Raw genomic sequence first — 26461 nt, forward strand, 5'->3', positions numbered from 1 at the left:
GACCATCCCCGCGCGTGCGGGGAGCAGCCAAGGAGGCCGCCGCCTACGTACTGCGGCACGGGACCATCCCCGCGCGTGCGGGGAGCAGGTGGCGATCTGGGCGGCGCGGTAGTCAGTGGAGGGACCATCCCCGCGCGTGCGGGGAGCAGGGGCCGCCGAAGACGAAGAGAGCGCGGCGCGTGGGACCATCCCCGCGCGTGCGGGGAGCAGACTCTCTGACCTGCGGCTCTATCCCGGTGATGTGCCGTTCCTGGACAGTTTCACTGACTCCGACATAGAGGTTATAAGGGGCAATGTGTGGTCTCCGGTGAGCGCGAGAACTAGAGGTGCGGTCGCTGGCCGCGCAGGCACGGGGGTAGCCTCCACGAACTGCAACTTACGCCGGTGACGTGCCAGCCCTGTGCAGTCTCACCGATTCCGGGAAAGGGGCACAGGTGTCGCGCGTTGGGGCTCCGCGTTGCTTCCGGATGGTCTTTGGGGCGTGTGTGGCTGCACAGGGTAGAGGGTGTCGTGCGGTGGTATTTCAATTTTTCGTGGCCAAGCCTCAGATGGGCGTGATTTCTTCGTATTGGCCTCTTGACTTCTGAGTTCTTTGGTATCCCTCGTCCCATGACGGATGAGGGGGAGCCCTGCTCGGGGCTGAGCGGCCGGCTTGCAGGGCCGGTGCGTTCTGTGTGGGCGAAGCACGACCGGGACTCTGAGGGATGGCTGCCGCTGTGGCGGCACATGGCGGACAGTGCGGCGGTGGCCGGGCTGTTGTGGGACAACTGGCTGCCCGTGAACGTGCGGGTGCTGGTGTCCGAGGCGTTGCCCGGCGGTGGTGAGGACGGGCGGCTGCTGGCGGTGTGGCTGGCCGCTGTGCACGACATCGGTAAGGCAACGCCTGCGTTCGCGTGTCAGGTGGATCAGCTCGCCGACCGTATGCGGGTGCACGGGCTGGAGATGAGGAGTCGGCGGCAGTTCGGGGCGGATCGCAACCTGGCCCCGCACGGTCTTGCCGGGCAGGTGCTGTTGGGGGAGTGGCTGGAGGAGCGGCACGGCTGGACGGTGAAGCAGTCGGGGCAGTTCGCTGTCGTTCCGGGCGGTCATCACGGGGTGCCGCCGGAGTACGGGCAGCTCAATGACCTCTACGACCGGCCACATCTGCTGCGGACTCCGGGGCCGAGCGAGAAGCTGTGGCGCCGGGTGCAGGAGGAGTTGCTGGACGCGTGCGCGGACGAGTACGGGGTGCGGGAACGGCTCGGGGCGTGGCGGACTGTGGTGCTGCCGCAGCCAGTGCAGGTGCTGTTGACCGCCGTGGTGATCGTCGCGGACTGGATCGCCAGCAATCCGGATCTGTTCCCCTACTTCCCGCAGGAGACCCGCAGCGGGCAGGAGCGGGTGGCGGCGGCCTGGCGCGGGCTGCGGCTGACGCCGCCGTGGCGGGCGCAGGAGCCTGTCGGGGATGTGCGGGGGTTGTTCGCTGCGCGTTTCGAGCTGCCGCGGGGGGCGGAGGTCAGGCCGGTGCAGGAGGCCGCGGTCCGGATGGCCCGCGAGATACCGGTACCCGGGCTGCTGATCGTGGAGGCGCCGATGGGGGAGGGGAAGACAGAGGCCGCGCTGGCCGTGGCGGAGATCTTTGCGGCGCGTTCGGGTGCGGGCGGGGTGCTTTTCGCGCTGCCGACCATGGCTACCGGAAACGCGATGTTCCCGCGTCTGCTCGACTGGCTGGACAGGCTTCCGGCGCGGGAGGGCACCAGGCGTTCCGTTTTGCTGGCGCATTCCAAGGCGGCTCTCAGCAGCGATTTCGCCGATCTGTTGCGTGCGGGCCGGCAGACGATCGCCGCGGTGGACGCGGATGGTGAGGGGGCGCGGTGGCGGCCTTCGCACGGGGGACGGTCGGCTCCGGCGGAGTTGATCGCTCATGCGTGGCTGCGGGGGCGGAAGAAGGCGATGCTGTCGTCGTTCGTTGCCGGGACGGTGGACCAGTTGTTGTTCGCGGGGCTCAAGAGCCGCCACCTGGCGCTGCGTCACCTCGCGGTCGCGGGGAAGGTCGTGGTGATCGACGAGGCGCATGCCTACGACACGTACATGAGCGTGTATTTGGACCGGGTGCTGTCGTGGCTGGGGGCCTACCGGGTGCCTGTCGTCGTGTTGTCGGCGACGCTGCCGGCGGCCCGGCGCCGACAGCTTGCGCAGGCGTATGCCGGAGCCGGCCGTGTGGCCGAAGGGTTCGAGGAGGTCGCCGAGGCCACCGCGTATCCGCTGCTGACCGCGGTGGCGCCGGGCCGGGCCCCGGTCATCGGCAACCCTGAGGCGTCGTCGCGGGGTGTCGATGTTCACCTGGAGCGGCTCGCTGACGATCCGGTGGCGCTGGCCGACCGGCTGGCAGGCGAACAGGAGGGCGGCGGATGCGTTCTGGTTGTCCGCAACACCGTCCGGCGGGTTCTGGAGACCGCGCGGGTGCTGCGTGAGCGTTTCGGGGACGAGGCGGTGACCGTCGCCCACTCGTGTTTCGTCGACGTGGACCGTGCGGCGAAGGACGCCGACCTCCTCGACCGTTTCGGCCCGCCGCACAAGGCCGCAGGGCGTCGTCCGGCCGGCCTGCACATCGTGGTCGCCAGCCAGGTCGCCGAGCAGTCCCTCGACGTCGACTTCGACCTGCTCGTCACGGACCTGTGCCCCGTTGACCTGATGCTCCAGCGGATGGGCCGCCTGCACCGCCACCGACGCGGCCCCGGACAGGCGCAGCGCCCGGAGCGGCTTCGGACGGCGCGGTGTCTGGTCACCGGTGTCGACTGGAGTGGGGAGGTACCGGCGCCGGTGCGGGGGTCGGTGGCTGTCTACGGCGCGTATACGCTGCTGCGCTCCGCTGCGGTGCTGCTGGCGCACCTGGATGGTCCCGCCGCGCGGCCCGTGCGGCTGCCGCAGGACATCAGCGCGCTGGTGCAGGGCGCGTACGCGGACGGCCCGACCGGCCCCGGGGCGTGGGCCGGGGCGCTGGCCGAGGCGCTGGAGCGGCAGGACAAGCACCGCGCGGACCAGGCCGCGCGGGCTGAGGTGTTCCGCCTCGGTGCGGTGGGGCGTGCGGGCCGTCCGCTCATCGGCTGGGTCGCGGCGGGCGCCGGCGACGCGGACGACACCCGGGCCGGGCGGGCCCAGGTCCGCGACAGCAAGGAGAGCCTGGAGGTGATCGTTGTCCAGCGTCGTGCGGATGGATCCCTTGCCACGCTGCCCTGGCTCAGCGACGGGCGGGGCGGTCTGGAACTTCCCCGGGAGCGGCCGCCCGCACCGGCTGCGGCGCGGGCGGCGGCGGGCTGCGGGCTGCGGCTGCCCCTGCAGTTCTCGGATCCCGAGGTCATGGACCGCGCGATCGCGGAACTCGAAGAGCTCTACATCGAAGCCTGGCAGGGCAAGGACAGCCACTGGCTGGCCGGGCAGCTGATTTTGGCGCTCGACGCCGATTGTCAGACCCACCTGGCAGGCTTCTCACTCCGCTACAGCCCGACCGACGGCCTTGAGGTGACCGGTGACTGACCCCGACGAACAACAGGCGCCACACGGCGCGTTGACGTTCGACCTGACCACCCGGCCGTGGGTGCCGGTACTGCGGCCGGACGGCACCCAGGACGAACTCTCCTTACGGGACGCCTTCGCCCAAGCGCGCCGGATCCGCTGCCTCGTGGGTGACCTGCCCACCCAGGAGTTCGCCCTCATCCGTCTGCTCCTCGCGCTCGCCCACGACGCGCTGGACGGACCACGCGACATCGAGCACTGGGCTCAACTGTGGGCGGACCAGGACTGCTTCACTCCCGTGGCGGGCTACCTCGACCGCCACCGTGACCGCTTCGACCTGCTGCACCCGAGCGCCCCGTTCTTTCAGGTGGCGGGGCTGCGCACAGCGCGTGACGAGGTCTTCTCCCTCAACCGGATCGTCGCCGATGTCCCCAACGGCGAGCCGTTCTTCAGCTCCCGGATGCCTGCCGTGGACCGGCTCGGCTTCGCCGAGGCGGCCCGATGGGTGGTGCACGCGCACGCCTATGACACCTCCGGCATCAAGACGGGACTCAACGGCGATGACCGGGTCAAGGGCGGCAAGGTCTACCCGCTCGGAGTCGGATGGGCAGGAACGCTCGGCGGGGTCTTCGCCGAGGGAGAGTCGTTGCACGAGACGCTGCTGCTCAACCTGATCGCCGCGGACACCACAGGCGTGCGGTTTCACGACGAGGACCGGCCTGCCTGGCGGCGTGAGCAGTGCGGCCCCGGGGCAACAGGCCGCCGGCGCGCTTCGGGCGTGCGCGACCTCTACACCTGGCAGACCCGTCGCCTGCGCCTGCACTTCGACGCGGACGGTGTGCACGGCGTCGTACTCGGCTACGGCGACCCGCTCACACCCCACAACATGCACCTCGACGAACCGATGACCGCCTGGCGCAGGAGCCCGGCCCAGGAGAAAAAGCGTGGCGAGACGCCCGTCTACCTGCCACGCGAACACGACCCGGCCCGCTCGGCCTGGCGGGGAATCGAAGCCCTCGTCGCCGCACGTACCGCGGCCGGACAGGGCGCAGAGCCCGCAAAGACGCTGCGCCCCGGCATCCTCGAATGGATCGCCCGCCTGGTGACGGAGGGCGAACTCCCGCGCGGCTTCCTCATCCGCGCCCGTGTCCTGGGCGCGCTCTACGGCACCCAGCAGTCCGTCATCGACGAGATCACCGACGACCGCCTGGCCATGGCCGTCGTCCTGCTCCACCAGCAAGACCGCGCCTGCGCCCGGCAGGCCATCGACGCGGTCTCCGACGCGGAGAACGCCGTCACCGCTCTCGGGGACCTCGCCACAGACCTCGCCCGGGCGACCGGCAGCGAGAGCGAAGGACCCCGCGCGGCCGCGCGCGCCCGCGGCTTCGCAGCCCTCGACGCCCCCTACCGCGCCTGGCTGCGGACCCTGGCCGACGCCGAGGACCCCGGCGCGCACCGCACTCTCTGGCAGCAGGACACCTACCGCTGCCTGCGGCGCTTGGGCGACGCGCTCACACACGAAGCAGGCGAAGGCGCCTGGGAGGGCCGGGTGTTCGAGACGAAGAAGGGGCCCGTGTGGCTGAACTCGGCGCTAGCGGACAAATGGTTCCGCTCCCGCCTCGCCAACGCTCTCAGCAATGCCTTCCCCCACGGCTTCCCACAGGCCGCTCCTGACGACCGGTCGCCGGACACATCCCCTGACCTGGTGCCCGACTCCTCACCGGAGGTACCTGCATGACCACCGTCACCGAACCAGCCCCCCACCAGCGCGTGGGCACCCTCACCGGCGAGATCATCGCTCCCCTGCAACGGGACTACCTCAGGGAACGGTCCCACGCGGTGGCGTCGCTGGCCCGGCTGCGCCGTGGCGCGGGCAAGGAGTTCTCCCAGGTGCCGGATCTGTGGGGGCTCGTCGACACCGGGGCCCTCCACGAACCACCCGTGGACGGCGGGTGGCCGCTCAGCGAGAGGGAACTGACCCGCGCCGAGGACGCCGTGCACGTCGCACTGACCCTGTGGGCACTGCACCAGCAGTCACGCTCTACCGGCATGCATCGGCCCAACTCCCGTGCCACGCCCCGGGGGCTCGGAGCCGCCGTGCGCCAAATGATGCCCCCCGGCGACATCGCCGAGCCCATCCGCAAACGGTTCGTCCGCGCCGGCACCGCACCTGACGTACCCGCCCTGGCCCGACGCCTGCAGGACATCGTCCTGCTGCTCCGTCGTGAGGACATCCCCCTGGACTACTGCCTCCTGGCCGAACAGCTCTACCGATGGCCGGAGCCCGGCGGCCGCGACGAGGTACGCCGCACATGGGGACGGTCGTTCCACTCCTACCGGGCTCCGCAAAAGACCGGCACCGACGCCCCGGCCGCTTCCTACGACACCACCAACCTCACGGACAAGGACTCCTCGTGAACCGCATCTTCCTCGACGTGCACGCCCTCCAGACGGTGCCGCCCAGCAACCTCAACCGGGACGACACGGGCGCACCGAAGTCGGCCGTCTACGGAGGAGTGCCCCGCGCCCGCGTCTCCAGCCAGGCATGGAAGCGCGCCACCCGGACCTACTTCGGCGACAACCAGCTGCTCGACCCCGGCGAACTCGGCGTACGGACAAAGAAGGTCGCCGAAGTCCTCGCCACCCGGATCACCGCCCTCGACCCCGCCCTCCACGGAGCGGGAGCCCTGAACCTGGCAGCCGAGGTGATCCAAACAGCCACCGGATCCAAGATCGAGGTACCCAAGAGGAAGGCCGAATCAGCCAAGGACGGCGCGCCGGAGCCGGCACCGGAGTCCAAGTACCTGATGTTCCTCAGCGCCCGCCAGCTCGACGGCCTCGCCGCACTGGCCGTCGAAGGCGCCCCCGACATCAAGGCCTTCCTCAAGGACAAGGACAACAAGGCACGCGCCAAGGAGATCGCCGACACCCGCCACTCCGTCGACATCGCACTGTTCGGCCGCATGGTCGCCGACTCGGCCGACTTCAATGTCGACGCCGCCGTCCAGGTCGCCCACGCCATCAGTGTTCACCGCGTCGACAACGAGTCCGACTACTACACGGCCGTCGACGACGAGAACACCGATGCGGAGACCGGAGCCGGAATGATCGGCACCGTCGACTTCAACTCCGCCACCCTCTACCGCTACGCGGCGCTCAGCGTCCATCAGCTCGCCGAGAACCTCGGGGAGGGAATGCGCGAGGACGAACCGCGAACCGCCCCCGTACAGCGCGCGGTCGAAGCATTCGTGCGCAGCTTCCTCGAATCCCTGCCCACCGGAAAGATCAACACATTCGGGCACCACACCCTCCCCGACGCCGTGCTGGTCAAACTGCGCACCACACGGCCCATCAGCTACGTCGCCGCCTTCGAGGACCCCATCACCGGCGAGAGCGGCCACCTGCGCGAAGCCGTCGCCCGGCTCGCCGAGTACGCCCCCGACGTGGAACGCACATACGGGGACGAGGAATCCACCCTCACCTGGGTGCTGCGGGTCGGACCGAACACCGAGAAGCTCACCGCACTCGGCACCGAGACCGAGCGCCTGGCCGACCTGGTCCAGTCGGTCGGCCAGAGCGTCGCCGAGCACCTGGACAAGCCCGCATGAGCGTGCTGCTGCTCCGGCTGGCCGGCCCCCTGCAAGCCTGGGGTGCCTCGGCTCGCTTCGTCCGCCGTACCACCGAGTCCGCCCCCACCAAGAGCGGCGTCATCGGCATGCTCGCCGCTGCCCAAGGAATCGACCGCAGCGACGACTCCGGGCTGGCCCGGCTGGCAACGCTGCGCTTCGGCGTGCGTCTCGACCAGCCGGGCACCCGGGTAAGGGACTTCCAGACCGCCCACCACGCCGTCACCGGAAAATCCATGCCGCTCTCCGAACGCTTCTATCTCGCCGACGCCGTCTTCGTCGCCGCCCTCGAAGGAGATGGCCACCTCCTGAACGAACTGCACGCCGCCCTGCGCACTCCGGCCCACCCGCTCTTCCTCGGCCGACGCTCCTGCCCGCCGTCCCAGCCGGTGGAGCTCCCCATCCGCGACGCCGGACTGTCGCAGGCCCTGGCCGACGAGCCCTGGCAGGCCGGCACCTGGTACCAACGGCTCCACCGCAAGGAGCGCACGGTTTCCCTGACCGTCCTGCGCGAAACCGCCGCGGGCGAAGCACACGGGGACTTCCAGCGTGACCAGCCCCTCAGCTTCGCCGCGGACCATCGCCGTCACGCCCTGCGCCCGGTGGCCACGACGACCGTGGACGTACCCAACCCGTGCGCCGTACCTGTGCCTGGGCCGGCGGCCCGCCACGTACCGCGGCACGAACCGTTCGACGCCGTGGAGGAAGAAACCCTCTGATGTACCTGACCCGCTTCCGCGTGAACACCGCGCGCCCCGGCGCCCGCAGGCTGCTCTCCTCACCACAGTCACTGCATGCGGCCGTCATGGCGTCCTTCCCCGGCCTGCTGCCCACTTCCGCAGGTGACGGCGAAGGCTCCCGCGTGCTGTGGCGTCTCGACCACAACGCCCGTGCCGAGGTCTTCCTCTACGTGGTGAGCCCCGACCGCCCCGACCTGACCCACCTCGTCGAACAGGCCGGCTGGCCCGCCGTAGCCGGTCCGGACAGTCCCGGCTGGCAGAGCCGCCCCTACGCCCCCTTCCTCAGTCGGCTGGCCCCAGGCACTATCTGGGAGTTCCGGCTTACCGCCAACCCCGTCCACCACATCCGCCGCAAAGACGACGAACCGACCAAACGCACCGCCCACCTCACCCCCGTCCACCAAAAGGGCTGGCTCCTCGACGCCCGACGTCAGGAGCGCGCAGGCTTCCGCATCGTCGAGAAGCCGCAGGACAATCGGCTGCTTCCCGGCGGCACCACCTACAAGGGGCACCCACATCACGGGGACCGGTATGAGCTGACCGTCCGCGACCAACGCGCCCTTTCCTTCGCCAAATCCCGCGAGGAAAAGGCACGCACCCGCGACCGAGTGAACATCGTGACGGTCACCTTCGACGGACGACTCGAAGTCACCGATCCCGACAGAATGCGCCGCACCCTCGTGCAAGGCCTCGGCCGCGCCAAGGCATACGGCTGTGGACTCATGACCCTCGCCCCGTCGCCCGCCTTACCCGGGAAGTGAGCCGGTGACAACCGTCAGCAGGCGCGCCACCCTCACCCCTCGCCACCTCACCCGCACCAGCGAGCGCACCTCCTTCATCTACCTGGAACGCTGCCTTGTCCACCGCGACTCCAACGCCATCACCGCCGAGGACGCCGACGGCACCACCCGCATCCCCTCCGCCACCATCGGCACCCTCCTCCTCGGCCCCGGCACCCGCATCACCCACCAGGCGATGAGTGTCCTCGGCGAGTCCGGCGCGGCAGTGGCCTGGGTAGGGGAGCACGGCGTTCGCTACTACGCCGGCGGCAGGGCGCTGACCCGCTCCTCCGCACTCGTCGAGGCGCAGGCCACGCGGTGGGCCAACATGCGCAGCCGACTCGCCGTCGCGCGCGCCATGTACCGTCTGCGCTTCCCCGACGAGGACCCCGCCGGCCTGACCCGCCACCAGCTACTCGGCCGCGAAGGTGACCGCGTCAAAGACTGCTATCGCGCCCAGGCAGCACGCACCGGTGTCCCCTGGAGGGGCAGGCAATACACCCCCGGCGACTTCGGCAGCGGCGACGCCGTCAACCAGGGCATCACCGCAGCCGCCCAGTGCATGTACGGCATCGCCCATGCCGTCATCGCCTCTCTCGGGTGCAGCCCCGGCCTCGGCTTCGTCCACTCAGGCCACGAAATGTCCTTCGTACTCGACATCGCAGACCTCTACAAAACGGAGATCGGCATCCCCCTCGCCTTCGACATCGCGGCCGAGGGGGAGGAGGACGTAGGCCCACGAACCCGCCGCGGCCTGCGCGACCGCATCAACCAGACCGGACTCCTGAACCGGTGTGTCAACGACATCAAGCACCTGCTGCTGCCCGACACCCCCAGTACGGCCCTCGACTCCGCCGGCGAACACGATCGCGTCACGCTCCAGAGCGACCAAGGCCACGACGTGGCATCCGGGGTCAACTACGGGACGGGAGAAGTGGTGGCCTGGTGATCGTCATCGTCCTCACCAACTGCCCGCCCGGCCTTCGCGGCTTCCTCACCCGCTGGCTCCTCGAAATCTCCGCAGGCGTCTTCATCGGCAACCCTTCGGCCCGCATCCGCGACGCACTGTGGGGCGAAGTCAAGCAGTACGCGGGCCAAGGCCGCGCCCTGCTCGCCCACACCACCAACAACGAACAAGGCTTCACCTTCCTCACCCACGACCACACCTGGCACCCGACCGACTACGAAGGCTTGACCCTGATCCGCCGCCGGCACGCCAAAACCCCTCCCGCCTCGCCGAAGCCCGGCTGGAGCAACATCTCAAAGCGCCGCCGATTCGGCAGGAAGTAGCAAATATGCACCTTTTGCCGAAATCGGTGAAACTACTCGGAAACCACTGCTCTCTCTGACGAAACCGCAGGTCGCGAAGTCTGCGCCCCGCGCCCGCGGGGATGGTCCCACCACCCCGGCCCGGCCTCCTCCATCCGGTCCCTGCGCCCCGCGCCCGCGGGGATGGTCCCGCGGTGTTCAAGTCCAGTCCCACTGCCCACGGCTGCTCCCCGCGCCCGCGGGGATGGTCCCCTCGGGAGGGCGGCCCGGATAACACCGGCCGGCTGCGCCCCGCGCCCGCGGGGATGGCCCCCGGTCCGGTAAGGCACCAGGCACCGGATCCGGCTGCTCCCCGTGCCCGTCAAGGGACTTCCCCAATCGGGGATGAACACCCAGATGGTCTGCCTAAACAAGCCTGTCCACTACCGATCCGGTGTGCACCGGCTCGCTCACTACCTCCAGGAGGTAGTACCGGGGCACGCCGAGCGCATCCTCGACGGCCCCGCCTGAGATGGACTCGCCACGGTGCTCGCCGACGCGGAGGCCGTCGGGTACGAGGCGACCGCCGTTCTCGACCAGGCGCTCGGCCAGCGCGCCCTGGACGACGCCCACAGCCCCGCCCGCACACTGACCTGGGGTATCCACCGCTTCGGCGAGCGACATGCTCCTGGCCCTCCGGCCGTGGCAGCCAAGGCTCACAGCGTCACGCAATGCCCTGCCACTCCCATCTGCCCAGCGGCAGCCGCTCCGGCACCGCAGGCGCCGCCGGCACGGCGGCGCTGATCACTCTCCAGCGGAGAGCCTGGGGGTGAGCAGCTCCAACGCCTCCTCCCAGCGGAAGCGGTCCGCCGCGCCGCCGGCCCTCGGCCGGTGCGGCTCGTACGTCCCGATCAGGACGCCCATCTCGCGTAGCCGCTCCAGGCTCTGACGGTATGCGGGGTGGGCGGCCTGGGCGGAGTTCAGGTATGGGAGGGCGGCGGTGGGGGTGCCGAAGCCGTATGCCTCGCACAGGATGCCCACCGCCAGGGTGTCGGAGATCCCCGCCGCCCACTTGTTGATCGTGTTGAAGGTGGCTGGTGCGACCGCGATGGCATCGGCAGGCGGCAGCGGACGAGGGGCGCCAGGCGCGCGCCAGGCCGAGCGGATGGGGTAGCCGGTCTGGGCCTCGACGGCGGTCGCGTCTATGAAGCCGAGACCCTGCGGAGTGGCGATGACGCTGACGTCCCAGCTCGTCTCTTGGGCGGCCGTGATCAGTTTGCCGACGTCACCGGCGATGCCGGACGCGCACACGACGACGTACAGGAAAGGCTTCTTGGTCTGCTGGTCCGGCTGATCGCTCACGCGGGGACTCCCAGTCGACGGCTGAAGAGGTGCGGTTCGGGCAGGGTACGACGGCGGTCGCGTGCGCCCCTGTCGACGACCAGCTCCGGGACGGCCGGACGACGGGTGCCCCGGGCCGCGCAGCTCTCGACAATGCGCCCTGTCGATGTTCCGATGCGCGTGCAGGTCGCCCAGCGCGAGGGTGTCGGACATCCTGACGGCCCACTTCCTGATCGTGGGCGGAATCTGGCCCTTCAGGCTGCGGACTCAGCCAGGACGTCCCGCAACTGTCCTGTGTCCGGTGACGTCTGGATGGACCTGTACAGGGTGAGTGCGCGAGTGCGGGTCAGGCCCGTTCGGTAGGCAGGTGGAAGCTCGCCGTATGCCTGTGCGGCGACGCGGGCGGCTTCTTCGGACTCTCCGTCGTGGGCCAGGCACGTGGCCCGGTCGATGGAGATCAGGGCGCGCGTCATCAGGCTCGGGCTGCGAGACAGCTCCAGTGCGCGGGACTGCGTGGCGTAGGCGCGTTCCGTCTCTCCGAGGAGGGTGAGTGCCTGGCTGAGGTGGACGTGGTGTTTCTGCTCGGGGTAGCCGAACCATGTGTCGGTGGCCTGCTGCGGGGTGAGGCGGTCCACGAGGTGCTCGGCTTCGGTCACGGCCGCCAGTGCGGCGTCACGGTTGCCGTGGGCGGCGTAGGCGCGGGCGGCGACAGCGCACGCGAGCGCCGCTGCGGCCGATGGCCGACCGCCCGCGAGGTGGCGGGACTGCTCGGCAAGGTCCGCTGCCGCTGCGGGGGCACCGAAGTTGAGCGGGACCATGGCCTCACGGGCCAGAGCCCAGGCGTGGAGACCCGTGTCGCCGGACTCGTCGGCGGCCCGCCGGGCGGTGTGGAACCAGGCATGTGCCTCGCGGTGGTCGCCGAGGTCGTGCAGGACGATCGCCGTCATGCCTGCCATCTGCGCCGCCACATGGCACAAGCGTGTGCGTGACGTGATGGTTTGAGACGCCGTGAACAGCGGTTTCATGTCGTCGAAGTCGAGAACGAGCCCGGACAGCACGTCTGCTGGGGCCTTGCCGTTGTACCCGTAGCCGTAGCGTTCCGCCGTGGATTCCCAGTACGACAGGTCTGCGGTGGGATGGTCGGCCAGAGCTGAGTCGAGGTCCTGACGGGCGGCGGTGAGCGCGGCGGTACCGGCGCCGGTGAGGCCGGTGGCGAGGGCGCCGCGCAGAAGGTTGCGGCGCTTCATCCGATCGTCTCCATCGTGGTGCTCCATGCGGGCAGGGGAGGCGCTGGTGCGGTTCTCCCAGGGTCGCGCGGCCAGGCCCAGATGTCGCCCCGGGATGCGAAGTCCGTCTGCGATCGGTTCGATTGCGGCGAGTGTGGTGACGGCGCCGTCGCCCCGGGCGAGCTTTCCGACCCGTTCCGCCTTGAGCCCGCATGCTTCGGCGAGCTTGTTGTAGCTGATGTCCGCCGTCTCGTGAGCGAGGGCGAACACCGTCCCGAAATCCCGGCGTTGCAAGGCTTGGCGTAAGCGTGGATCGACCCTGTGCCTGCGGCCCGTACCCACCCCGGTGCGGGCCGCTCCTGCGTCCGGGCCCATCCCGCCTGAACGTGGCGTCATAGCGGCAATGTGTCTGGAGCTCAGCCGCCGAAAGCCCGCCACGGCGCTCGGACACTGTGGCGAGCACCCGCCAGGTGTGGAGTTCAGCCCCACTGGCCTCAGTCACACTGCTCGGTCTTTCTCGGGCCGGTCCACGGGCGGCGTCGCGTTGTCGTGGGCGGGGACTCGTTGGCCCAAGTACCGCCCGTTCACTGCGCCGTCGGCAGGAGAACCGGCCTTGATAGAGTCCAATCGCCCGCATATGCCAGCGCGAAACAGTCATCCTTGGGGGGACATGTCGGGGTACTACCGTGCCGAACTGGACGGTATGGGAAGACTTGCCACGGATTTGGCGTCGAATGCAGGCAACATGCGTGGGGCCATGAGGCCGTTGAAGGAGTCGGCCGGTGAATCCATCGGTCACCAGGATCTCCAAGAGGCATGCGAGCGCTTCCAGTCGGCTTGGGACTACGGCATCGATCAGATAGCCGAGGCAACCGACGGCATTACCGAAGGTCTGCGCACCACCAGGCGTATTTATCAGGATCTGGAGGAGTCGGTCGCGCAGCTCTTCACCGGCGGGAAGGCAGCGAAATGACGACCGCCGCGGACGCGACGACTTCATCTGATGCACCGGACGTACCCATGTTCCGGTTCCGGGTGCCGCACGGCTTCCACGAAGTGCCCTTGGGTGTCACACCGGAGGCCCACGCGCAGTTGCTCCAGGAGTTCGCTCAGGACTACTGGGGAGACGACGAGGGGCTGGCACCGCTGCGTGCCATGACCGGCGCCTTGTACGGAGCGGCTCGACACGCGTTGGCAGCCCAAGGCGTCCGGTATCAGGCCGTGGGCATCTTCCCGCGAGCTGCGGATACGCAGCGGGACGGGGAGCATGAGGAGCCGTCTGATGAACAGGACAAGCCCCTGCCCTACGCCCGCAACTCACTCCTCGCGGCGGTCCACGACCTGGAATCACGTGATCCGGACCTCGCGGCTGCCGGCATCGCGGAAACCCTCTTTCGACAGCATCCCGATGACGAAGTCGTGCGGGTCGACCTGCCCGCCGGCCCCGCCGTCCTCCACGCTGCCGCATCCCGGCTGCTGTGGGATGGCCCGGACGCACCTGAGCAGCTAGCCGACACCGTACGTACGACGGCACGCCTGGAGCTGTGGATCCCCTTCCCCTCCGGCGACCGGATCCTGCTGCTCACCCTCACGACGCCCGACACCGAAGACCTCGACACCCATCAGGCACTGCTGGCGGAGGTCGCGGGCACGGTCGAGTTCGCCATCGAAGGCGAATTCCCGCCCGACGAGCCCGCCGACCCGCGCGCTCAGGTCAATCCGTTCGGCTGAAATCACAGGGGGAGCAGACATATGGCCACCGAACAGTTCGAGGCGCTCGGATTTGATCCTGCTCCGGGCATTCCCGAGTCCGTGCAGCAACTGGCGTCCAAACTCAACCGGGCGGGCCAGCAGTTGGGAGAGACCCACTCCGCGCTCTCCAGGCTCGGAAAGAGCGGCGGGGTTTGGGAAGGGGAAGCAGCTACACAATTCGCTGGAACCGTCGGCAAGCTTCCCTCTCAACTGGGTACGGCACGGGACTCCCTCCTCCAGGCTGCCGGTGTGATACAGCGCTGGGAGACCCGGCTCGGGGAGTACCGGTCCCTGGCCCGCTCTCTCGAAACGCAGGCCGAGGCCGCCCAGCAGAACCTGAAGAGCGCACAGTCACACCCGGACCTGAAACTTGCCGGCCAGACCTTCGACACCGAGGAATCCCTCGCGTCAGCACAGCAGAGACTGAATTCGGCGCAGAACCGTGTGAACAATGCCCAGGAGGAGCTGAATGGCCTCCGTCGCCGGGCACAGGAACTCCTGGGGAACCACAACGACACGGCGATTGCCACTGCGCAGGCACTCAACACCGCTGCCGAATCCGCCCCGGACAAACCCGGGCGCTTCGAGATGCTTCTGAAGGGCATCAAGGAACTGGGCTCGAAGCTGGGGGAACTGGCGAACGACGTCTGGGAGTGGATCAAGGAACACGCGGATGTCATCTACGACATCGGTACCATGATGGGCTATGCCAGCGCCGCGTGTGACCTGCTCGCGGTGGTCTTCTCGGAGACGGTTGTCGGCGCCGCCATCTTCGAGGCCGGTGCGCGGGCTTTCGGAATCGGAGCACTGGGATTCCACGCCCTTGGCGGGTTGGCGGGCTCGAAGAATTTCGCGTGGAGTGATCTCGCCCTCGACGGATTCGCGCTGGTGCCATTCGGAGGACTGGCCAAGGGCGGGGTGGGGATCGCCGAGGGGGGTGCGGACCTTGTACGCGCCGTCGACGGTGCCGGTCGGCTCGGGCAGATCGCGAACAACATCTACGGGCTCGGCAACGCCACCAAGGAAAAGATCATCGACGTCGTCTCGGATCTGTGGACGGTCGATGAGGACAAAAAGCAGACCGTGGCTCCGGGCGCGCCGGAACCGGTGCAGCCGATGTCCCTTGCCAGCGCTTCCGGGATGGACACGCCTGGTTCGGAGCGGCTGCTGCCGCGGACCGAGAGCGTTCCGGTCAAGGAGCTCTCCGGGCAGGACAACACAGTGATCAGCCGGACCACATGGGACGTCCGGGAGCCTTCACAGCGGCCCGCCCGCCCTGCTGCCGTGGTTCCCCCGCCTGACTCCCCCGCTGTCGCCCCTGCCTTCGGCTGACCACAGCTCCGTCGCCCTCTTCCTACTCCAAGGACTCGCCGTGCAGGTCCCCCCACCAGCATCACACACACCGGTCTCACCCAGCGGTTCCCGCCGGGGCCTCACCTCCCTCAGCCGGGTGTTCGCGTGTGCGGTGATCTTCATCAGCTTCGGCGTAACGGCCTTCGGACTGATGAGCGTTGCCGCGTCGCTCGGATACGCGGGGACACCGGGCACGTTGACAGTGAAGGAGTGCCGAGATGTGGGGCGGGACCACGATCAGAAGAAGTGTCTCGGGCCGGTGTACGCCACGGACGGAACGCTTCTGGACGAGGAGAGCTCCGTCGACGAGGAGTACCGGGTCGGTGACCGTGTAGCGGTTCGTCGTGTCGCCGCGATGTCGGTGATCGAGGGGCGAAAGCACATCGGTATGCCAGGGCTGGTCGCCGGCATGGGGCTACTGGTGGCCGGCTTCTGGGTGCCCTGCCTCACCACTGGCACCTTCCCGTGGAGGAACACCCCGCCACCCGGGGCCGTGCTTCGCACACCCGGCCCGCGCGCACGTCTCACGCGCAATGTGCTGTGCGCTCTCGGCGCCTGCGTAGCCGCGGCGTGCGCGATCTCCTCGATGCTCTAAGACAGTGTCCTATGTGGTGATCACTCGCTCCGCTGGCGTACGCCTGTGCATGCCACCAGTGCGCCGCCGTTCTCGGTGAGGAAGAGCATGAAGGTCCATGCCCTGTCGGCGGCCTTGACCTGCCCAAGGCGCACTGGTTGGTCATACCGGTCGAGAAGCTGCACCGCTCGTTCCAGGCCCAGAGTCTCGATGCCCTTACGGCGTGTGTGCAGGAGCCGGCGCTTGTAGACCTGGGCAAGCGACTTGGCGGAGGAAGCGCCGTCCCAGACAACGTATGAAGCGCCCCCGCGGAGGGAATCCAGCGCAGCGACGGACGCCTCATCGTCACCGGCGAGCAGCTGCGCCAGTGGCTCTAGTTCCATAGCAACCCCCACGGCGATCCTGCTGTACAGCAGCGAAGTACAGCAAATACAGCAACTGCTCCCGAAGTCGATCAGCATCCGGGTCGCGCTGGCGACCGCCCTCCGGGACGGCCGAGAATCGCAACTTCTGGGCTGCGGCGGGCAGTCTGGCAGTCGTCCTTCGGGACGACTGAGGATCGCAACAGCAGGACCAGCGGGGGAGTGGTTGTCATTGGCCGTTGGGACCATCCCCGCGCGTGCGGGGAGCAGGAACACGGCACGGCTCAGCTTGCTCTCGCTCCACCGGAGGGCGCCGAGGTTGCAGCTGTTGAGCTCCACGGCGTGGAGGTTCACGGACTGGAGCTGGATGCGGGAGGCGCGCAGGTTGGTGATGCGGCCGGTGATCAGCTGGGTGTCGGCGAGGTCGAGGTCGCGCAGGCTGGCGTCGGTGTACTGGAAGTCCTGGACGTGGCCGCGGCTCGATTCCAGGCTCGTCACGTTGGACAGGTACAAGCCGGGCTCGTCCAGTGCGGGCAGGGTGAGCTGAAGGCGGCCGAAGGTACGGGTCTGCACGCGTAGGTCTCCCATGGCGGTGGGCGGGCGGGCCGCGTAGGTGCGGCCCGCCCGGCGACGGTGCTTAGCGTTTCTTGTTCCAGTTGTCCCAGGTGGGACGGTTGTCGAAGGTCGACGTGGTGTTGTCCCAGGTGGACCGGTTGTTGAACTCGGAGTCGAGCCCGAGATGGGGTGGTCTGGGGTCAGGTCGATCAGCGCCTGGAGGGCGTTGGCCGAGGCGTGTATGCGGTCAGTGGCTGTGGGCGAAGGTATCGGCATGGCGGGTGACTCCTTCGAACAGGGCGATCTTCGAGGCGGTGCAGTAGCGGGTGCGGGTACCGTCCATCCGCCCGTCGTGCTCGAAGTAGCGGTTGGCGGGGTGGGCGCCGCCGCAGAAGGCGACGTACGGGCAGGTGGCCCGGCAGGCGTCGACACCTTCAGCGACACCGAATCCCCGGACTGGGCCTTCGGCGACCAGGCCGGCGCCCAGTGCAACCTCGCCCTGTCCCGGCTCCACAGCGGCGAACTCGAAGGCGCAGCCGAAGCCGTACGCCCCGTCCTCGACCTGCCGCCCACGCGGCGCAACCGCGGCATCGTCCTGTCCGCCACCCGCGTGGGTGCCGCCCTGATGAAGAGCACGGCGCAGGACGCGACAGCGGCCCGCGATCTGCGCGGCGAGATCGAGGCGTACGAATCCAACCGGCTCGTCCTGCCCCGCTGACCCCCGCGAGTAGAGTCCCCAGGCATGTACCCGGTCACCCGCCGAAGCCCGCGCCTGCAGCTGCGCGAACTCGCCGTCGACGACGTGGAAGCCGTTCACGCCATCTACGGCAGCAGTGAGGCCACCCGGCACCTGTCGTTCGAACCCCGCACGCGCGACCAGGTCCACGACATCGTCTCCCGCTCGATCGCCTCTGCGGCGGCCGAGCCGCGCAGCGAGTACGCCCTCGCGGTTGTCGAGCGGGACCGCGGCGGCCTGGTCGGCTTCGGCCGGCTGGCCATGGACCCCCACCAGCCGCGCGCGGCCACCTTCGGCTTCGCGCTGCACCCCGATGTCTGGGGCTGCGGGATCGGAACCGAGACCGTCGGGCTCCTGCTCGGTCTCGGTTTCGAGCAGCTGGAACTGCACCGCGTCTGGGGTGCCCGCTCCCCGCTGAATGCCGCCTCAGCCCGGACCATGACCAAGGCGGGCATGTCCGAAGAGGGCCGCATCCGCGAACACGTCTTCAAAAGCGGAGCGTGGCGCGACTCGATCGTCCACGCCATCCTCGACCACGAATGGCACCAGGGCCTCGACCCCCAGGAGAGCTGACACCGCGGCGCCACCCGCTTCCGTGGCGCCCTGCATGATGGTCCGCGGCCGGCCACAGCCCAGACGGGCGTGGCCTGCCGCCGCCACGAAGCCGGGGCCCATGGACGCTGGAGCGCTACTGCATCCGGTCGGCGAACGCGACAAGTAACTTCACGACCGGCCCTCCTCCGGCAGGACCAGGTCGTCGCAGGCGGCGAGCCAGCCCTCACCGCCCTCGACCGGCTGCACCCACACATGCCCGCGCCGGTAGGTGTCGGGCCGCCCCTTCACCATCACGTCGCGGCCCGACCTCGTGTCGTAACGGCGCGTGTCCTGTGCCTCGTTGCCGACCATGCGGGGTTCTGTTTTCATCGGCTGCTGCTCCTGCCCGAGGGGCGGATCGGCAGCTTGGAGGGGGCGAAGCCCGCCGGGAAGAGGGCGGGGGAATCACCCAGGGCGCGGAGGAAGAGGCGGTCACCGGTGAAGGCGGTACGGGCGTGGAGCCAGCGCTCGTTGTCGAGGAGAAAACCCTGCCCGGCCTCCAGACGGACAAGGCGCTGGTGGGTCTCAACAGCCCCGACAAGGCGGGGAAGGTAGCGCTGGATCAGGGGGCTGAACTGGGCCAGGCTGTCCTGCCGCAGCCGGATGGAGACCCGCCCGTCGGCCTGGTGGGTGAAGACCTGGGTCGGGACGCCGGCGCCGCCGCCGAAGAAGGCGGTGTTCGGGCGGGACAGCTCTGCGGCAGCTTTGGGCCACCGCCAGGCCAGCAGGGCGTGTATCGCCTTCCCGTCGGCCAGGAGCGTGTCACCGCCACTCGCGGCGGGCCGCTGGCAGACCAGCAGCATCAACCGCGGAGGGCGCAGAACGCCGGAGCGCTCGGTGTGGGCGCGCAGCTCGCCGTTGCCCAGGCCGGCGAACCCGACACGATGGGCGTGATGCAGCCGGGGGCGGACGGTTGTCAGGCCGTCGGGGTCACTGTCGCGGTGGGGCACGAGAGTCATGAGGCGACGAGCGAGGGCGAGTACCGACTCGCGGGAGGAGAGACCGTCGAGCGTTACCAGTCCGCCTTCCCGGATCCGGGCGCCGATCGCCTCGGCGGCCGAGCAGGAACGGTGATCGACATAGTGGGCGGCGAACGTGGCGGCGCTGGGCAGCATCGACGTGCTCCTCAAGGAATCCGGTACGGCGCCACCAGAATCGGAACGAGCAGCCCGCGGGGTAAAGCGACAGATTGTCGACCCGGACAAACCACCCGAGGAGAAGGGGCGTTGGCCGTGGGGTGTTACGTTGCGAAAGCTCGGTCCGCTCCCGTCACCCCGAGGTGCCCCATGGCCTACACGCCGCCCCTGTGGCCGGTCTCCGTCAAGGGCGTTGCCCTCGATGGCGCCGGACGCGTCCTGCTCCTGCACAACGAGCGCGCCGAATGGGAACTGCCCGGTGGCCGCCTGGAGATCGGGCAGCCCGACGGCTCGATGCCCGCCGACAGCAGCGTCGAGGCCGCACTGGAGCGGGAGGTCGCCGAAGAGACGGGCTGGACGGTCACCGCCGGCCCGCAGATCGACGGCGGCACCTGGATCTACGAGCCTCTGCCCGGCCGCCGGGTTCTCATCGTCACCTACGGATGCCTCGTGCAGACCCCGGACGTGACGCCCGTGGTCAGTCACGAGCACAAGGAAGTCGGCCTCTTCACCGAGAAGGAGGTCAGCGCGCTGCCCATGCCCGACGGCTACAAGCGCTCCATCGCCACCTGGTACGCCCACACCCGCAGGTAGCCGGCCATGGCCCCGCCACCAGCCGCGACGCCCGCGCCACGAACTGTGCGGCCATCGTCCCACCACGTCTCCTGGCACTGGGCCACGCCCCAGGCCCAGGCCGTCCTCGCCACCCGCGACCTGGGCGCGATCCTCCGCTTCCACCGCCGCGTCCACGGACAGACCCAGGTCGATATCGGCGACCTGCTCGGCTACGACAAGACCTACGTCTCCGCCCTCGAACTCAACAAACGCACCCTGACCGACATCGGCTCCCTGCGCCACGTCGCCGAACAACTCGCCCTGCCCCCACACGTCCTGGGCATCACCGACGTGGCGGACACCGACCACCGGGCGATGATCCAGTTCGGCCGGTCCACCGTCCGGCTGGCGGAAATCGCCCGGCAGTCCGGACACGCCGGCGAGGCCGTCGCCGAGCTCTGGCCCCTGGCCGCGCGCCTGGAGGCCCGTGTCAAGGACGGCCATACCGAACGCGACGTCCTGAGCCTGCTGGCCCAGGCCCGCCTCGGTCTGGGCACCGCCCTGGGCAACGTCCTGCCCGAGGAACGCCTGAGCACCGCCGCACACTGGACCGCCAAAAGCCTCGCCCTCGCCACCCACTTCGACGACCCGGCCTTCACCTCCACCGCCCTGCGCATGCACGGCAACGAACTGCGCAAAGCTGGCCTGCACGGCGCCGCGGTCACCCGACTCGTCCGCGCCGCCGCACTCGCACCCGACCAGGCAGGCCGCGCCGCCGTACTGCCCCTCCTCGCACGCGCGGCAGGCACCCTCGGCAGTGCCAGGCTGTTCGACCGGGCCGTCGCCGAAGCACACCGGCTGCTGGAGACCACCGACCACACCAGCCTGTTCAACCCCGTCGCACTGCGCGAAATCCATCTGCGCGGGCTCGTCGCCACCGGCCGCATCCGCGCCGCCATAGACCGGGCCGAGCAGCCCGACCCGACCCCGACCATCACGGTCGCACCGCAATGGCGGGCCATCGAACTGATCACCCTCGGACGCGTCCGCCTGCTCGCCGACGACCGAACCGGCGCCACGGAACTCCTCACCCAGGCCACACAACAGGCCCGAGCACAGCGCCTTCCCCACCAACTGCAACGCATCATCCGGATCACCGACCACGACTTGCCGCAATGCCGCGTGACAGCCGCCCACGCCCTCGAAAGCCTGCGCGCGGAGATCGCAGCCTGACGTGACGCTAGCGCCCGTGATCGCGACCGTGTCCCCGCCCGCACGACCCCCTCGGCTGCGAGAGCGCTCGACGCCGGAAACAGCTCTCGGGCGGTGGTGATCCCGGGCAACGGGCCGCGCCGGATACCTGGACGCAGTGTTCGTGCAGTCATGGAGTCTCCGTGCCGTCGGCGATATTCGGGCCGGTGCTCTCCGAATGGGGTGGGGACGAGATTGGCGAAAAGACCTGCGTCAGTGAAGACTGCATTGGGGATGCATTCGCCCGCGCAGGTGCGCACACGTTGTATGAGCTGGAGAATGCTGTGCCGAATACAGACGCCGTTGAAGAACGGCCGTCCGTCTCCCAGCGCTGGAGGGCCGGCACGTCTTGGTGACGGGAGGTTCCCGCGGCCTGGGTGAGCAAATTGTGCGGTCACTCCTGTCGCAGGGCGCGCTGGTCTCGACGTGCGGCCGTTGGGAGGCCGACCTGGACAGGCTGAATGCTTCGGTCCGGGAGGGCGGGCACCCAGCTCTGTTCACCCGGTCCTTGGATGTGGTGGACGGGGAGGCCCTGGGCGGCTTTGTCGATGCCGCGGTGGCCGCTCGGGGGGCACTCCACGGCGTGGTTGCCTGCGCCGGCGGCGGCGCCGGACGGGGTCTGCTGGAGGCGTCAGCGCAGGACTGGACGTCCACATGGGAGATGAACGCGGGACATGCGGCACGTCTCACGGCTGCTGCCGTGCCCCACTTCCGCGCGGCGGGAGGCGGATCGGTGGTGGTGATCGCCTCGATCTCTGGGTGGAAGCCCGGACCTCAAGCCCAGTACGGCGCTGCAAAGGCTGCGCAAATCCACATGGTCGGTTCACTGGCCCGTGAGTTGGGGCCGGACGGCATCCGCGTGAATGCGGTTTCCCCGGGGTCGATGCTGATCGCCGGCAAGAGATGGGACCGGATGCGAATCGAAGATCCCGCTGCCTATGAGCGTTTTCTTGATGAGCTTCCTGCCCGCACCTTGGTGTCACCGGTTGAGGTGGCCGAGGTGGTCGCCTTCCTGCTCTCCGATCATGCGAGGGGAATATCGGGAGCCAACGTGCCGGTCGACCGGGCGCAGAACGCGCCTACCCCTTACGGGTATTGAGCGGATCAGGCAGCCGCACCCAGCAGCGGCTCCGCCTTCCGTTCGAATTCGCGGACCATCGGCTCGTTCTTCATCGGGGCGAGCCTGGTGCAGAAGTCGCGGAGCGCTTGAACGGACCGCTCCGAGTGCACACCTGCCAGTTGGTCGAGGGCATGAGTGGCGGTGGTGACCGCTTCCTGAGGCGTGCGCGTGGACGCCGCAGCGGCTTCTCCTCCTTGGACGTTGACCTGACCGCTATGCATGGCTCCTTGCGCATCGACCGTGGAACACGTCTGCTCGTCAACGGTCGGCGGCCCACGGAGGGCCCCGGATCGCTGCGGTAGACCTCGTCGATAGTTTGAGCCATCGGATCGATGGAGGTCGCTTGCGGGGCAGGGGAGGTCTGTAGGGATCGATCCGAAAGTTCGTCCACGGCGACCACGACGTCTCGTACAGGACGACACCGCCGTAGGCGCAGATGACACCGTCGGTGGACGGCTCAGCTATTCAAAGCCGGCCGCTGTGCGCTCAATCGCTACTTCCGGGCTGCGGTTCGTCGCCGCCGGTGTCCGAGATGCGCTGCTCAAGGAGAGCGATCTTGTTGTTGAGCGGGTCGGGCATATTCGGCCACACGTCGACCTTGATGCTCACCTGGACGCGGGGTGCCTTGAGCGCGACCGCTTCCGTGGCGCGTTTGATGACGCTCATGACCTCGTCCCACTCACCTTCGATCATGGTGTACATGGAATCCGAACGGTTGGGGAGCCCGGATTCGCGGACAATCTTCACCGCGTCGGCGATGTAGTCGGCGACAACTTCCTCCACGCCCATGGGAGTCAAGGCGAAGGCGACGAGCACCACAGCAGGGATTCCAATCTAGTGATGACGGCCGGACAGCGAGGCCCGGTAGTTGTGGACCACCGGCGATCGGTAGGCGGCGGCGATCCGGAGCAGGTAGCTGATTTCCTCGGTGAGGTCGTGCGCGCCGTCCCCGGCGAGATTCAGCGTCTGGGCTTCGGGGATCTGGCCGGTGTCCCGGGAGTGCAGGGCTGCGGTGAGCCAGCATGCGGTGATGTGCGCATCGGCCAAGTGCTCGGGGATGGCGTGGTCGGTGACGTGCCGGCGCACCTGGTCGGCGGTGGCCTGCGTGACGTAGCTGCGTAACACGATCATGGCGTCCCTGATTTCGATCACCCGCCGGTACAGGCGCAGTTGGATCGGGACCGTCGCAGCGCGCAGGCGGTTGCCTGGTGAGAGGACCACGTCGGGGGCGGCGGCGACCAGGTCCCGCCACAGTGGAGCCAGCCCCCGGTGAGACGTGTGGTACCGCAGCAGGGCCCGCATCTGTATCAGGAACGGCAACGCCACACCGGCCGCGATGAACAACGCCTCGGCACCGGTGAGGGGCGAGAACAGCGGGGCGAAGACCGGCGAGCGGGTGCCGAGGTAGGCGAGCTTGAGCACCCACAGCAAACTGGCCAGAAGGATGCCTGTGCCGAACAGCCGCAATCCGTACCGCAGAGAAGGGGGGACGCTGCCCCGGCGGCTGTGCCGCCAGCACACCAGCCCGCACGTGGTGTCCGCGGTCAAGTGGAAGGCGAAGAAGATCCACCAGTAGGCGTCCGGGACGCTGGGGACGTCCGGTGACGGAGCGATCTGGTTACGGGCGTGCGGGGCCGCGGCGACGTCCAGGAACACCAGCACGACCATGACCGCGACAGCGGCGCCGGACACCAAAGCCGTGCGCCGCCGGCGCCTCGCTGCCTGGAGGATGAACCACAGTACGGCGGCGCCGTCGACGATGCTGAACAGATGGGTGGTCAGATCGATCCAGTGGGCGCTGGGAACCATCCGAGCCAGTACCGCGGTCACAGGATCGAGATGCGTCGACATGGCCAGCGCGATCATCACGATCGCGAACCACAACGGGCGCTGCTCCCGGCTGCGGATGCCTTGCGGGGCACGGACGAGGGCCACCGCCCACAGCGCGATGATCCCGGCGTCCTCTAACCCTGTGAGCACGATGATCCCCTGTGGCGGGCTCCACGCAGCCCCATCCCGGATTCCAGCCCGCCCAGCATGCCGGAGAGCAGGGACGGGGCAGGAAGGCGGTCGGCGCCCTCCAGAATCAAGCTGGCGATCATCTCCGCCTCCTGTTCCTGCTCGTCGGAATAGCGTGCGCGAGGCAGGGCCTGCCGGACGGAGGCCGGATCAGCAAGGTCGATCCGCCGGTACAGATGCCGTTCCCCCTCCACGGACCGGTGGTCGCACACCAGGTGTCCGACCTCGTGCAGGATGATGTGCTCCTGGTGCAGAGGGCTGGTCTGGGCGTCATAGAGGACGTAATCCTCCTGGTCGGTCGCCAGCCAGAGACCGGACGGCATATCGGGAACCACCGGCGTGGGCAACGGCCGCAAGTGCAGGGGACGGTCTCGCTGCGCGGCGAGCCGGTCGCACAGTTCAGGGGCGGAAAAGGGGGTGGGCAGCGGAAGCCCGTCAATCACTCCCTGGCATCGACGGCGCAATTGCCTCCAGCGCATCGTGGGCGGCTCTCCATCGATTGTCGGACCGGCAGGGCACATGACCCGGTAGCGACGCCCCTTCATGGTGCCGCCGGGAGATCCAACTCCGCAGCCGTGCCGGGGGAGTAGCGCCGGGGTATCGCTGCCAGCACCGGGGAGGTACTGCGGCAGAGGCGGAAACCAGGCGAAGAGTTGCTCGGTAACACCGCAGTCTCCTTTTCTACAGGGGGCTTTGACCACCAACGACCGTTGATCGTAGGTCACCCCGTCATCAGCGGTCAGTGCAGCTCCGCAAGACTGGCCGGTTCTGAATGTGCGCCCTCCAGCACCTTCACGGAGTTCGGGCCAAGTGCCCTCGGCACGGTGAGCGTCCACAACTTTCGCTCAGTTGGCCGGAATCTTCCCTCGGCACCGAGGAAAAGCCAGCCGGAGCACGAGAATGCGAAACGGATTCGGCGATATAGCGCGTGGCGCTGCCGCTTGGGAACCGCCGTAAGTGCTATGGGAGTCGCGAATGTGTCGTGCTCGCATCCCTGATTGCCGCGGCCACGAACCGTCGAAATCTTTTTTGGCCATCCTCTGCCTGCCGGGGTGCCCGGCAGCGCCTGCCGGCTTACTGACGCTCTCTGCCACCGAGCAGTTCCTGGCGAATGGCGCGAGGCAAGCTGCATCGTCCCAGGTAATCGCTGTCCGGCCAGGACATCTGGGCCTCCACTGCCAGGGGCTCAGGCAAGTGGGAACTGACCCTGAGGGTCCAGGACCTGAGGCAGTCTTGTACCGGGAGGCTGGAGCGCCGGCTGCGCTCCAGCGGTGCGAAGGTGGCTGAGTGCCCATGGTTGAGGTGCGGTTGGTGAAACTATTGTTGCCACCGAGGTTCCAGGGCTGGTTGCCGCCGCCTACGATCCACCTTCATGACCAACCGCCGGCAGGAGCCGACAGCGCCGCACGTTCAAGGCACTGATATTGCCAAGTTGTTCGGGCGTCGGCTGCAACGCCTGGTGGACGTGGTGTGCCCCGAGGGCCGGCAGCGCTACACCGACGCGGAAGTTGCTGCACACGTCGGGGTGAGTGCCCAGTACATCCGCAAGCTGCGCAAGGGAACGTCCGTGCCATCGGTGGAGAAGGCGCAGAGCCTTGCTGAATTCTTCGAGGTCGAGCACGTGGACTACTTCCTCAAGCCGGACGATGACCCTGCCGTCCTCAGGGTCGAAAATCGGCTGCAAAGCCTTGAGAACGGCTTTGCTGACCGGAAGCCGGACACTGACGCTGAGGCGGCTCCGCCCGAGGACATGAATACGGACGTGGATCTCTGGCATCGGCTCCAAGAGGAGCATGGGGTCAAAGAGATCGCGATGCGGGCCGGAGAGCTTTCACCCGAGGCCCGTACCGCGGTGCTGGACATCGTGAACCAGCTGTTCCAGAGCGAGAAAAGCGCTGCCCCTCCCACGCGCCCGTGAGCTCAGGCTCCACGCGTCGGGGAGGCACACGATCAGCAAGTTGCAAGAGGCAAGAGACGGGGATCCTTGTGGACGGGAAGC

At 68.7% G+C, this 26461-nt stretch carries 28 protein-coding genes, 1 pseudogene and 2 CRISPR repeat arrays (1 of these 31 running past the window's edge); of the genes and pseudogenes, 18 read left to right on the top strand and 11 right to left on the bottom strand.

Features of this window, described 5'->3' with window-relative positions:
- Window positions 1–210: direct repeats of the CRISPR family, unit length 29 nt; unit sequence GGGACCATCCCCGCGCGTGCGGGGAGCAG; it begins 972 nt to the left of the window's first position.
- Between the two features lie 399 nt (window positions 211–609).
- From cas3 to cas2e, 8 genes are read left to right on the top strand one after another with little or no spacing between them, the layout of a single operon-like run.
- Entirely contained in the window at window positions 610–3516 is a 2907-nt protein-coding gene (gene cas3 / locus ACGFNI_RS31985) for a CRISPR-associated helicase Cas3' (protein WP_393688660.1), read from the top strand.
- On the top strand, window positions 3509–5233 hold the full coding sequence (gene casA, locus ACGFNI_RS31990; protein WP_393688661.1) for a type I-E CRISPR-associated protein Cse1/CasA: 1725 nt from the start codon (window positions 3509–3511) through the stop codon (window positions 5231–5233). Before cas3 ends, casA begins: the two co-directional genes overlap by 8 nt.
- Entirely contained in the window at window positions 5230–5913 is a 684-nt protein-coding gene (gene casB / locus ACGFNI_RS31995; protein WP_393688663.1) for a type I-E CRISPR-associated protein Cse2/CasB, read from the top strand. The genes casA and casB overlap by 4 nt, the downstream gene beginning before the upstream one ends.
- Complete coding sequence (gene cas7e, locus ACGFNI_RS32000) at window positions 5910–7103, top strand: type I-E CRISPR-associated protein Cas7/Cse4/CasC (protein WP_393688665.1); 1194 nt, start codon at window positions 5910–5912, stop codon at window positions 7101–7103. The genes casB and cas7e overlap by 4 nt, the downstream gene beginning before the upstream one ends.
- Window positions 7100–7840, top strand: coding sequence for a type I-E CRISPR-associated protein Cas5/CasD (cas5e, locus tag ACGFNI_RS32005; protein ID WP_393688667.1), 741 nt, complete (start codon window positions 7100–7102; stop codon window positions 7838–7840). The genes cas7e and cas5e overlap by 4 nt, the downstream gene beginning before the upstream one ends.
- Window positions 7840–8622 (top strand): type I-E CRISPR-associated protein Cas6/Cse3/CasE, encoded by a 783-nt coding sequence (cas6e, locus tag ACGFNI_RS32010; RefSeq protein ID WP_393688668.1) that lies wholly within the window; start codon window positions 7840–7842, stop codon window positions 8620–8622. Before cas5e ends, cas6e begins: the two co-directional genes overlap by 1 nt.
- Before the next feature lie 4 nt (window positions 8623–8626).
- Window positions 8627–9589 (top strand): type I-E CRISPR-associated endonuclease Cas1e, encoded by a 963-nt coding sequence (gene cas1e / locus ACGFNI_RS32015; protein ID WP_393688670.1) that lies wholly within the window; start codon window positions 8627–8629, stop codon window positions 9587–9589.
- Window positions 9586–9930, top strand: coding sequence for a type I-E CRISPR-associated endoribonuclease Cas2e (gene cas2e, locus ACGFNI_RS32020; RefSeq protein ID WP_393688672.1), 345 nt, complete (start codon window positions 9586–9588; stop codon window positions 9928–9930). Before cas1e ends, cas2e begins: the two co-directional genes overlap by 4 nt.
- A gap of 80 nt (window positions 9931–10010) precedes the next feature.
- Window positions 10011–10222: a CRISPR direct-repeat array (repeat unit 29 nt; unit sequence CTGCGCCCCGCGCCCGCGGGGATGGTCCC).
- Between the two features lie 92 nt (window positions 10223–10314).
- On the opposite strand, the gene ACGFNI_RS32025 is transcribed toward cas2e, so the two are convergent.
- The 3 genes from ACGFNI_RS32025 to ACGFNI_RS32035 all read right to left on the bottom strand — a co-directional run bounded on the left by ACGFNI_RS32025 (window position 10315) and on the right by ACGFNI_RS32035 (window position 12725).
- Window positions 10315–10572, bottom strand: a complete 258-nt coding sequence (locus ACGFNI_RS32025; protein WP_393688674.1) for a hypothetical protein — start codon at window positions 10570–10572, stop codon at window positions 10315–10317.
- A gap of 120 nt (window positions 10573–10692) precedes the next feature.
- Window positions 10693–11250 (bottom strand): flavoprotein, encoded by a 558-nt coding sequence (locus ACGFNI_RS32030; RefSeq protein ID WP_393688676.1) that lies wholly within the window; start codon window positions 11248–11250, stop codon window positions 10693–10695.
- Between the two features lie 233 nt (window positions 11251–11483).
- Complete coding sequence (locus ACGFNI_RS32035; protein WP_393688678.1) at window positions 11484–12725, bottom strand: hypothetical protein; 1242 nt, start codon at window positions 12723–12725, stop codon at window positions 11484–11486.
- Window positions 12726–13125: 400 nt separating this feature from the next.
- Between ACGFNI_RS32035 and ACGFNI_RS32040 the strand changes: the two genes are divergently transcribed.
- The 4 genes from ACGFNI_RS32040 to ACGFNI_RS32055 all read left to right on the top strand — a co-directional run bounded on the left by ACGFNI_RS32040 (window position 13126) and on the right by ACGFNI_RS32055 (window position 16155).
- Entirely contained in the window at window positions 13126–13428 is a 303-nt protein-coding gene (locus tag ACGFNI_RS32040) for a hypothetical protein (protein WP_393688680.1), read from the top strand.
- Entirely contained in the window at window positions 13425–14186 is a 762-nt protein-coding gene (locus ACGFNI_RS32045; RefSeq protein ID WP_393688681.1) for a hypothetical protein, read from the top strand. Before ACGFNI_RS32040 ends, ACGFNI_RS32045 begins: the two co-directional genes overlap by 4 nt.
- 21 nt (window positions 14187–14207) lie before the next feature.
- Window positions 14208–15539: a putative T7SS-secreted protein gene (locus ACGFNI_RS32050; RefSeq protein WP_393688682.1), complete on the top strand. Its 1332-nt coding sequence runs from the start codon at window positions 14208–14210 to the stop codon at window positions 15537–15539.
- A gap of 133 nt (window positions 15540–15672) precedes the next feature.
- A complete protein-coding gene (locus tag ACGFNI_RS32055; protein ID WP_393688683.1) occupies window positions 15673–16155 on the top strand; it encodes a hypothetical protein in 483 nt (160 codons plus the stop codon).
- 20 nt (window positions 16156–16175) lie between these two features.
- On the opposite strand, the gene ACGFNI_RS32060 is transcribed toward ACGFNI_RS32055, so the two are convergent.
- Window positions 16176–17069 (bottom strand): hypothetical protein, encoded by an 894-nt coding sequence (locus ACGFNI_RS32060; protein ID WP_393688684.1) that lies wholly within the window; start codon window positions 17067–17069, stop codon window positions 16176–16178.
- A gap of 64 nt (window positions 17070–17133) precedes the next feature.
- Window positions 17134–17220, bottom strand: a pseudogene (gene amcA / locus ACGFNI_RS32065) (multiple cyclophane-containing RiPP AmcA); the annotation flags it as partial.
- Window positions 17221–17403: 183 nt separating this feature from the next.
- On the opposite strand from amcA, the gene ACGFNI_RS32070 reads away from it, so the two are divergent.
- Window positions 17404–17769 carry a hypothetical protein gene (locus ACGFNI_RS32070; protein WP_393688685.1) on the top strand — a complete coding sequence of 122 codons (366 nt, stop codon included), beginning with the start codon at window positions 17404–17406 and terminating at the stop codon, window positions 17767–17769.
- Between the two features lie 24 nt (window positions 17770–17793).
- Window positions 17794–18360 carry a GNAT family N-acetyltransferase gene (locus ACGFNI_RS32075; RefSeq protein WP_393688686.1) on the top strand — a complete coding sequence of 189 codons (567 nt, stop codon included), beginning with the start codon at window positions 17794–17796 and terminating at the stop codon, window positions 18358–18360.
- Between the two features lie 150 nt (window positions 18361–18510).
- Here ACGFNI_RS32075 and ACGFNI_RS32080 read toward each other — a convergent pair whose 3' ends face one another.
- The gene (locus tag ACGFNI_RS32080; RefSeq protein ID WP_393688687.1) at window positions 18511–18711 is read right to left on the bottom strand and encodes a hypothetical protein; all 201 of its coding nucleotides are present in this window, start codon (window positions 18709–18711) and stop codon (window positions 18511–18513) included.
- Window positions 18708–19496, bottom strand: coding sequence for a TauD/TfdA family dioxygenase (locus ACGFNI_RS32085; RefSeq protein ID WP_393688688.1), 789 nt, complete (start codon window positions 19494–19496; stop codon window positions 18708–18710). The genes ACGFNI_RS32080 and ACGFNI_RS32085 overlap by 4 nt, the downstream gene beginning before the upstream one ends.
- A gap of 171 nt (window positions 19497–19667) precedes the next feature.
- Between ACGFNI_RS32085 and ACGFNI_RS32090 the strand changes: the two genes are divergently transcribed.
- The 3 genes from ACGFNI_RS32090 to ACGFNI_RS32100 all read left to right on the top strand — a co-directional run bounded on the left by ACGFNI_RS32090 (window position 19668) and on the right by ACGFNI_RS32100 (window position 22422).
- Window positions 19668–20111 carry an NUDIX domain-containing protein gene (locus tag ACGFNI_RS32090; RefSeq protein ID WP_393688689.1) on the top strand — a complete coding sequence of 148 codons (444 nt, stop codon included), beginning with the start codon at window positions 19668–19670 and terminating at the stop codon, window positions 20109–20111.
- A 45-nt stretch (window positions 20112–20156) separates the two neighbouring features.
- A complete protein-coding gene (locus tag ACGFNI_RS32095; RefSeq protein ID WP_393688690.1) occupies window positions 20157–21305 on the top strand; it encodes a helix-turn-helix transcriptional regulator in 1149 nt (382 codons plus the stop codon).
- Between the two features lie 370 nt (window positions 21306–21675).
- Window positions 21676–22422: an SDR family NAD(P)-dependent oxidoreductase gene (locus tag ACGFNI_RS32100; RefSeq protein ID WP_393688731.1), complete on the top strand. Its 747-nt coding sequence runs from the start codon at window positions 21676–21678 to the stop codon at window positions 22420–22422.
- 5 nt (window positions 22423–22427) lie between these two features.
- Here the strand turns inward: ACGFNI_RS32100 and ACGFNI_RS32105 are convergent, their stop codons facing one another.
- The 4 genes from ACGFNI_RS32105 to ACGFNI_RS32120 all read right to left on the bottom strand — a co-directional run bounded on the left by ACGFNI_RS32105 (window position 22428) and on the right by ACGFNI_RS32120 (window position 24941).
- Window positions 22428–22664 carry a hypothetical protein gene (locus tag ACGFNI_RS32105; RefSeq protein WP_393688691.1) on the bottom strand — a complete coding sequence of 79 codons (237 nt, stop codon included), beginning with the start codon at window positions 22662–22664 and terminating at the stop codon, window positions 22428–22430.
- A gap of 265 nt (window positions 22665–22929) precedes the next feature.
- Window positions 22930–23259 carry an MTH1187 family thiamine-binding protein gene (locus ACGFNI_RS32110; RefSeq protein ID WP_393688732.1) on the bottom strand — a complete coding sequence of 110 codons (330 nt, stop codon included), beginning with the start codon at window positions 23257–23259 and terminating at the stop codon, window positions 22930–22932.
- Between the two features lie 18 nt (window positions 23260–23277).
- On the bottom strand, window positions 23278–24423 hold the full coding sequence (locus ACGFNI_RS32115) for an MAB_1171c family putative transporter (protein ID WP_393688692.1): 1146 nt from the start codon (window positions 24421–24423) through the stop codon (window positions 23278–23280).
- Window positions 24408–24941, bottom strand: coding sequence for a hypothetical protein (locus tag ACGFNI_RS32120; protein ID WP_393688693.1), 534 nt, complete (start codon window positions 24939–24941; stop codon window positions 24408–24410). Before ACGFNI_RS32120 ends, ACGFNI_RS32115 begins: the two co-directional genes overlap by 16 nt.
- 893 nt (window positions 24942–25834) lie before the next feature.
- Between ACGFNI_RS32120 and ACGFNI_RS32125 the strand changes: the two genes are divergently transcribed.
- Entirely contained in the window at window positions 25835–26380 is a 546-nt protein-coding gene (locus ACGFNI_RS32125) for a helix-turn-helix domain-containing protein (RefSeq protein WP_393688694.1), read from the top strand.
- The last annotated feature ends 81 nt before the right edge of the window (window positions 26381–26461 follow it).

The sequence above is a fragment of the Streptomyces sp. NPDC048644 genome (assembly GCF_043199105.1).
Taxonomy (GTDB): domain Bacteria; phylum Actinomycetota; class Actinomycetes; order Streptomycetales; family Streptomycetaceae; genus Streptomyces.

Coding starts and splice junctions, on each gene's coding strand:
- cas6e (WP_393688668.1), top strand. CDS start 7,840: ATGTACCTGACCCGCTTCCGCGTGAACACCGCGCGCCCCGGCGCCCGC.
- ACGFNI_RS32025 (WP_393688674.1), bottom strand. CDS start 10,572: ATGTCGCTCGCCGAAGCGGTGGATACCCCAGGTCAGTGTGCGGGCGGG.
- ACGFNI_RS32090 (WP_393688689.1), top strand. CDS start 19,668: ATGGCCTACACGCCGCCCCTGTGGCCGGTCTCCGTCAAGGGCGTTGCC.
- ACGFNI_RS32085 (WP_393688688.1), bottom strand. CDS start 19,496: ATGCTGCCCAGCGCCGCCACGTTCGCCGCCCACTATGTCGATCACCGT.
- cas5e (WP_393688667.1), top strand. CDS start 7,100: ATGAGCGTGCTGCTGCTCCGGCTGGCCGGCCCCCTGCAAGCCTGGGGT.
- ACGFNI_RS32050 (WP_393688682.1), top strand. CDS start 14,208: ATGGCCACCGAACAGTTCGAGGCGCTCGGATTTGATCCTGCTCCGGGC.
- cas3 (WP_393688660.1), top strand. CDS start 610: ATGACGGATGAGGGGGAGCCCTGCTCGGGGCTGAGCGGCCGGCTTGCA.
- ACGFNI_RS32080 (WP_393688687.1), bottom strand. CDS start 18,711: ATGAAAACAGAACCCCGCATGGTCGGCAACGAGGCACAGGACACGCGC.
- ACGFNI_RS32105 (WP_393688691.1), bottom strand. CDS start 22,664: ATGCATAGCGGTCAGGTCAACGTCCAAGGAGGAGAAGCCGCTGCGGCG.
- ACGFNI_RS32075 (WP_393688686.1), top strand. CDS start 17,794: ATGTACCCGGTCACCCGCCGAAGCCCGCGCCTGCAGCTGCGCGAACTC.
- ACGFNI_RS32045 (WP_393688681.1), top strand. CDS start 13,425: ATGACGACCGCCGCGGACGCGACGACTTCATCTGATGCACCGGACGTA.
- ACGFNI_RS32040 (WP_393688680.1), top strand. CDS start 13,126: ATGTCGGGGTACTACCGTGCCGAACTGGACGGTATGGGAAGACTTGCC.
- ACGFNI_RS32120 (WP_393688693.1), bottom strand. CDS start 24,941: ATGCGCTGGAGGCAATTGCGCCGTCGATGCCAGGGAGTGATTGACGGG.
- casB (WP_393688663.1), top strand. CDS start 5,230: ATGACCACCGTCACCGAACCAGCCCCCCACCAGCGCGTGGGCACCCTC.
- ACGFNI_RS32125 (WP_393688694.1), top strand. CDS start 25,835: ATGACCAACCGCCGGCAGGAGCCGACAGCGCCGCACGTTCAAGGCACT.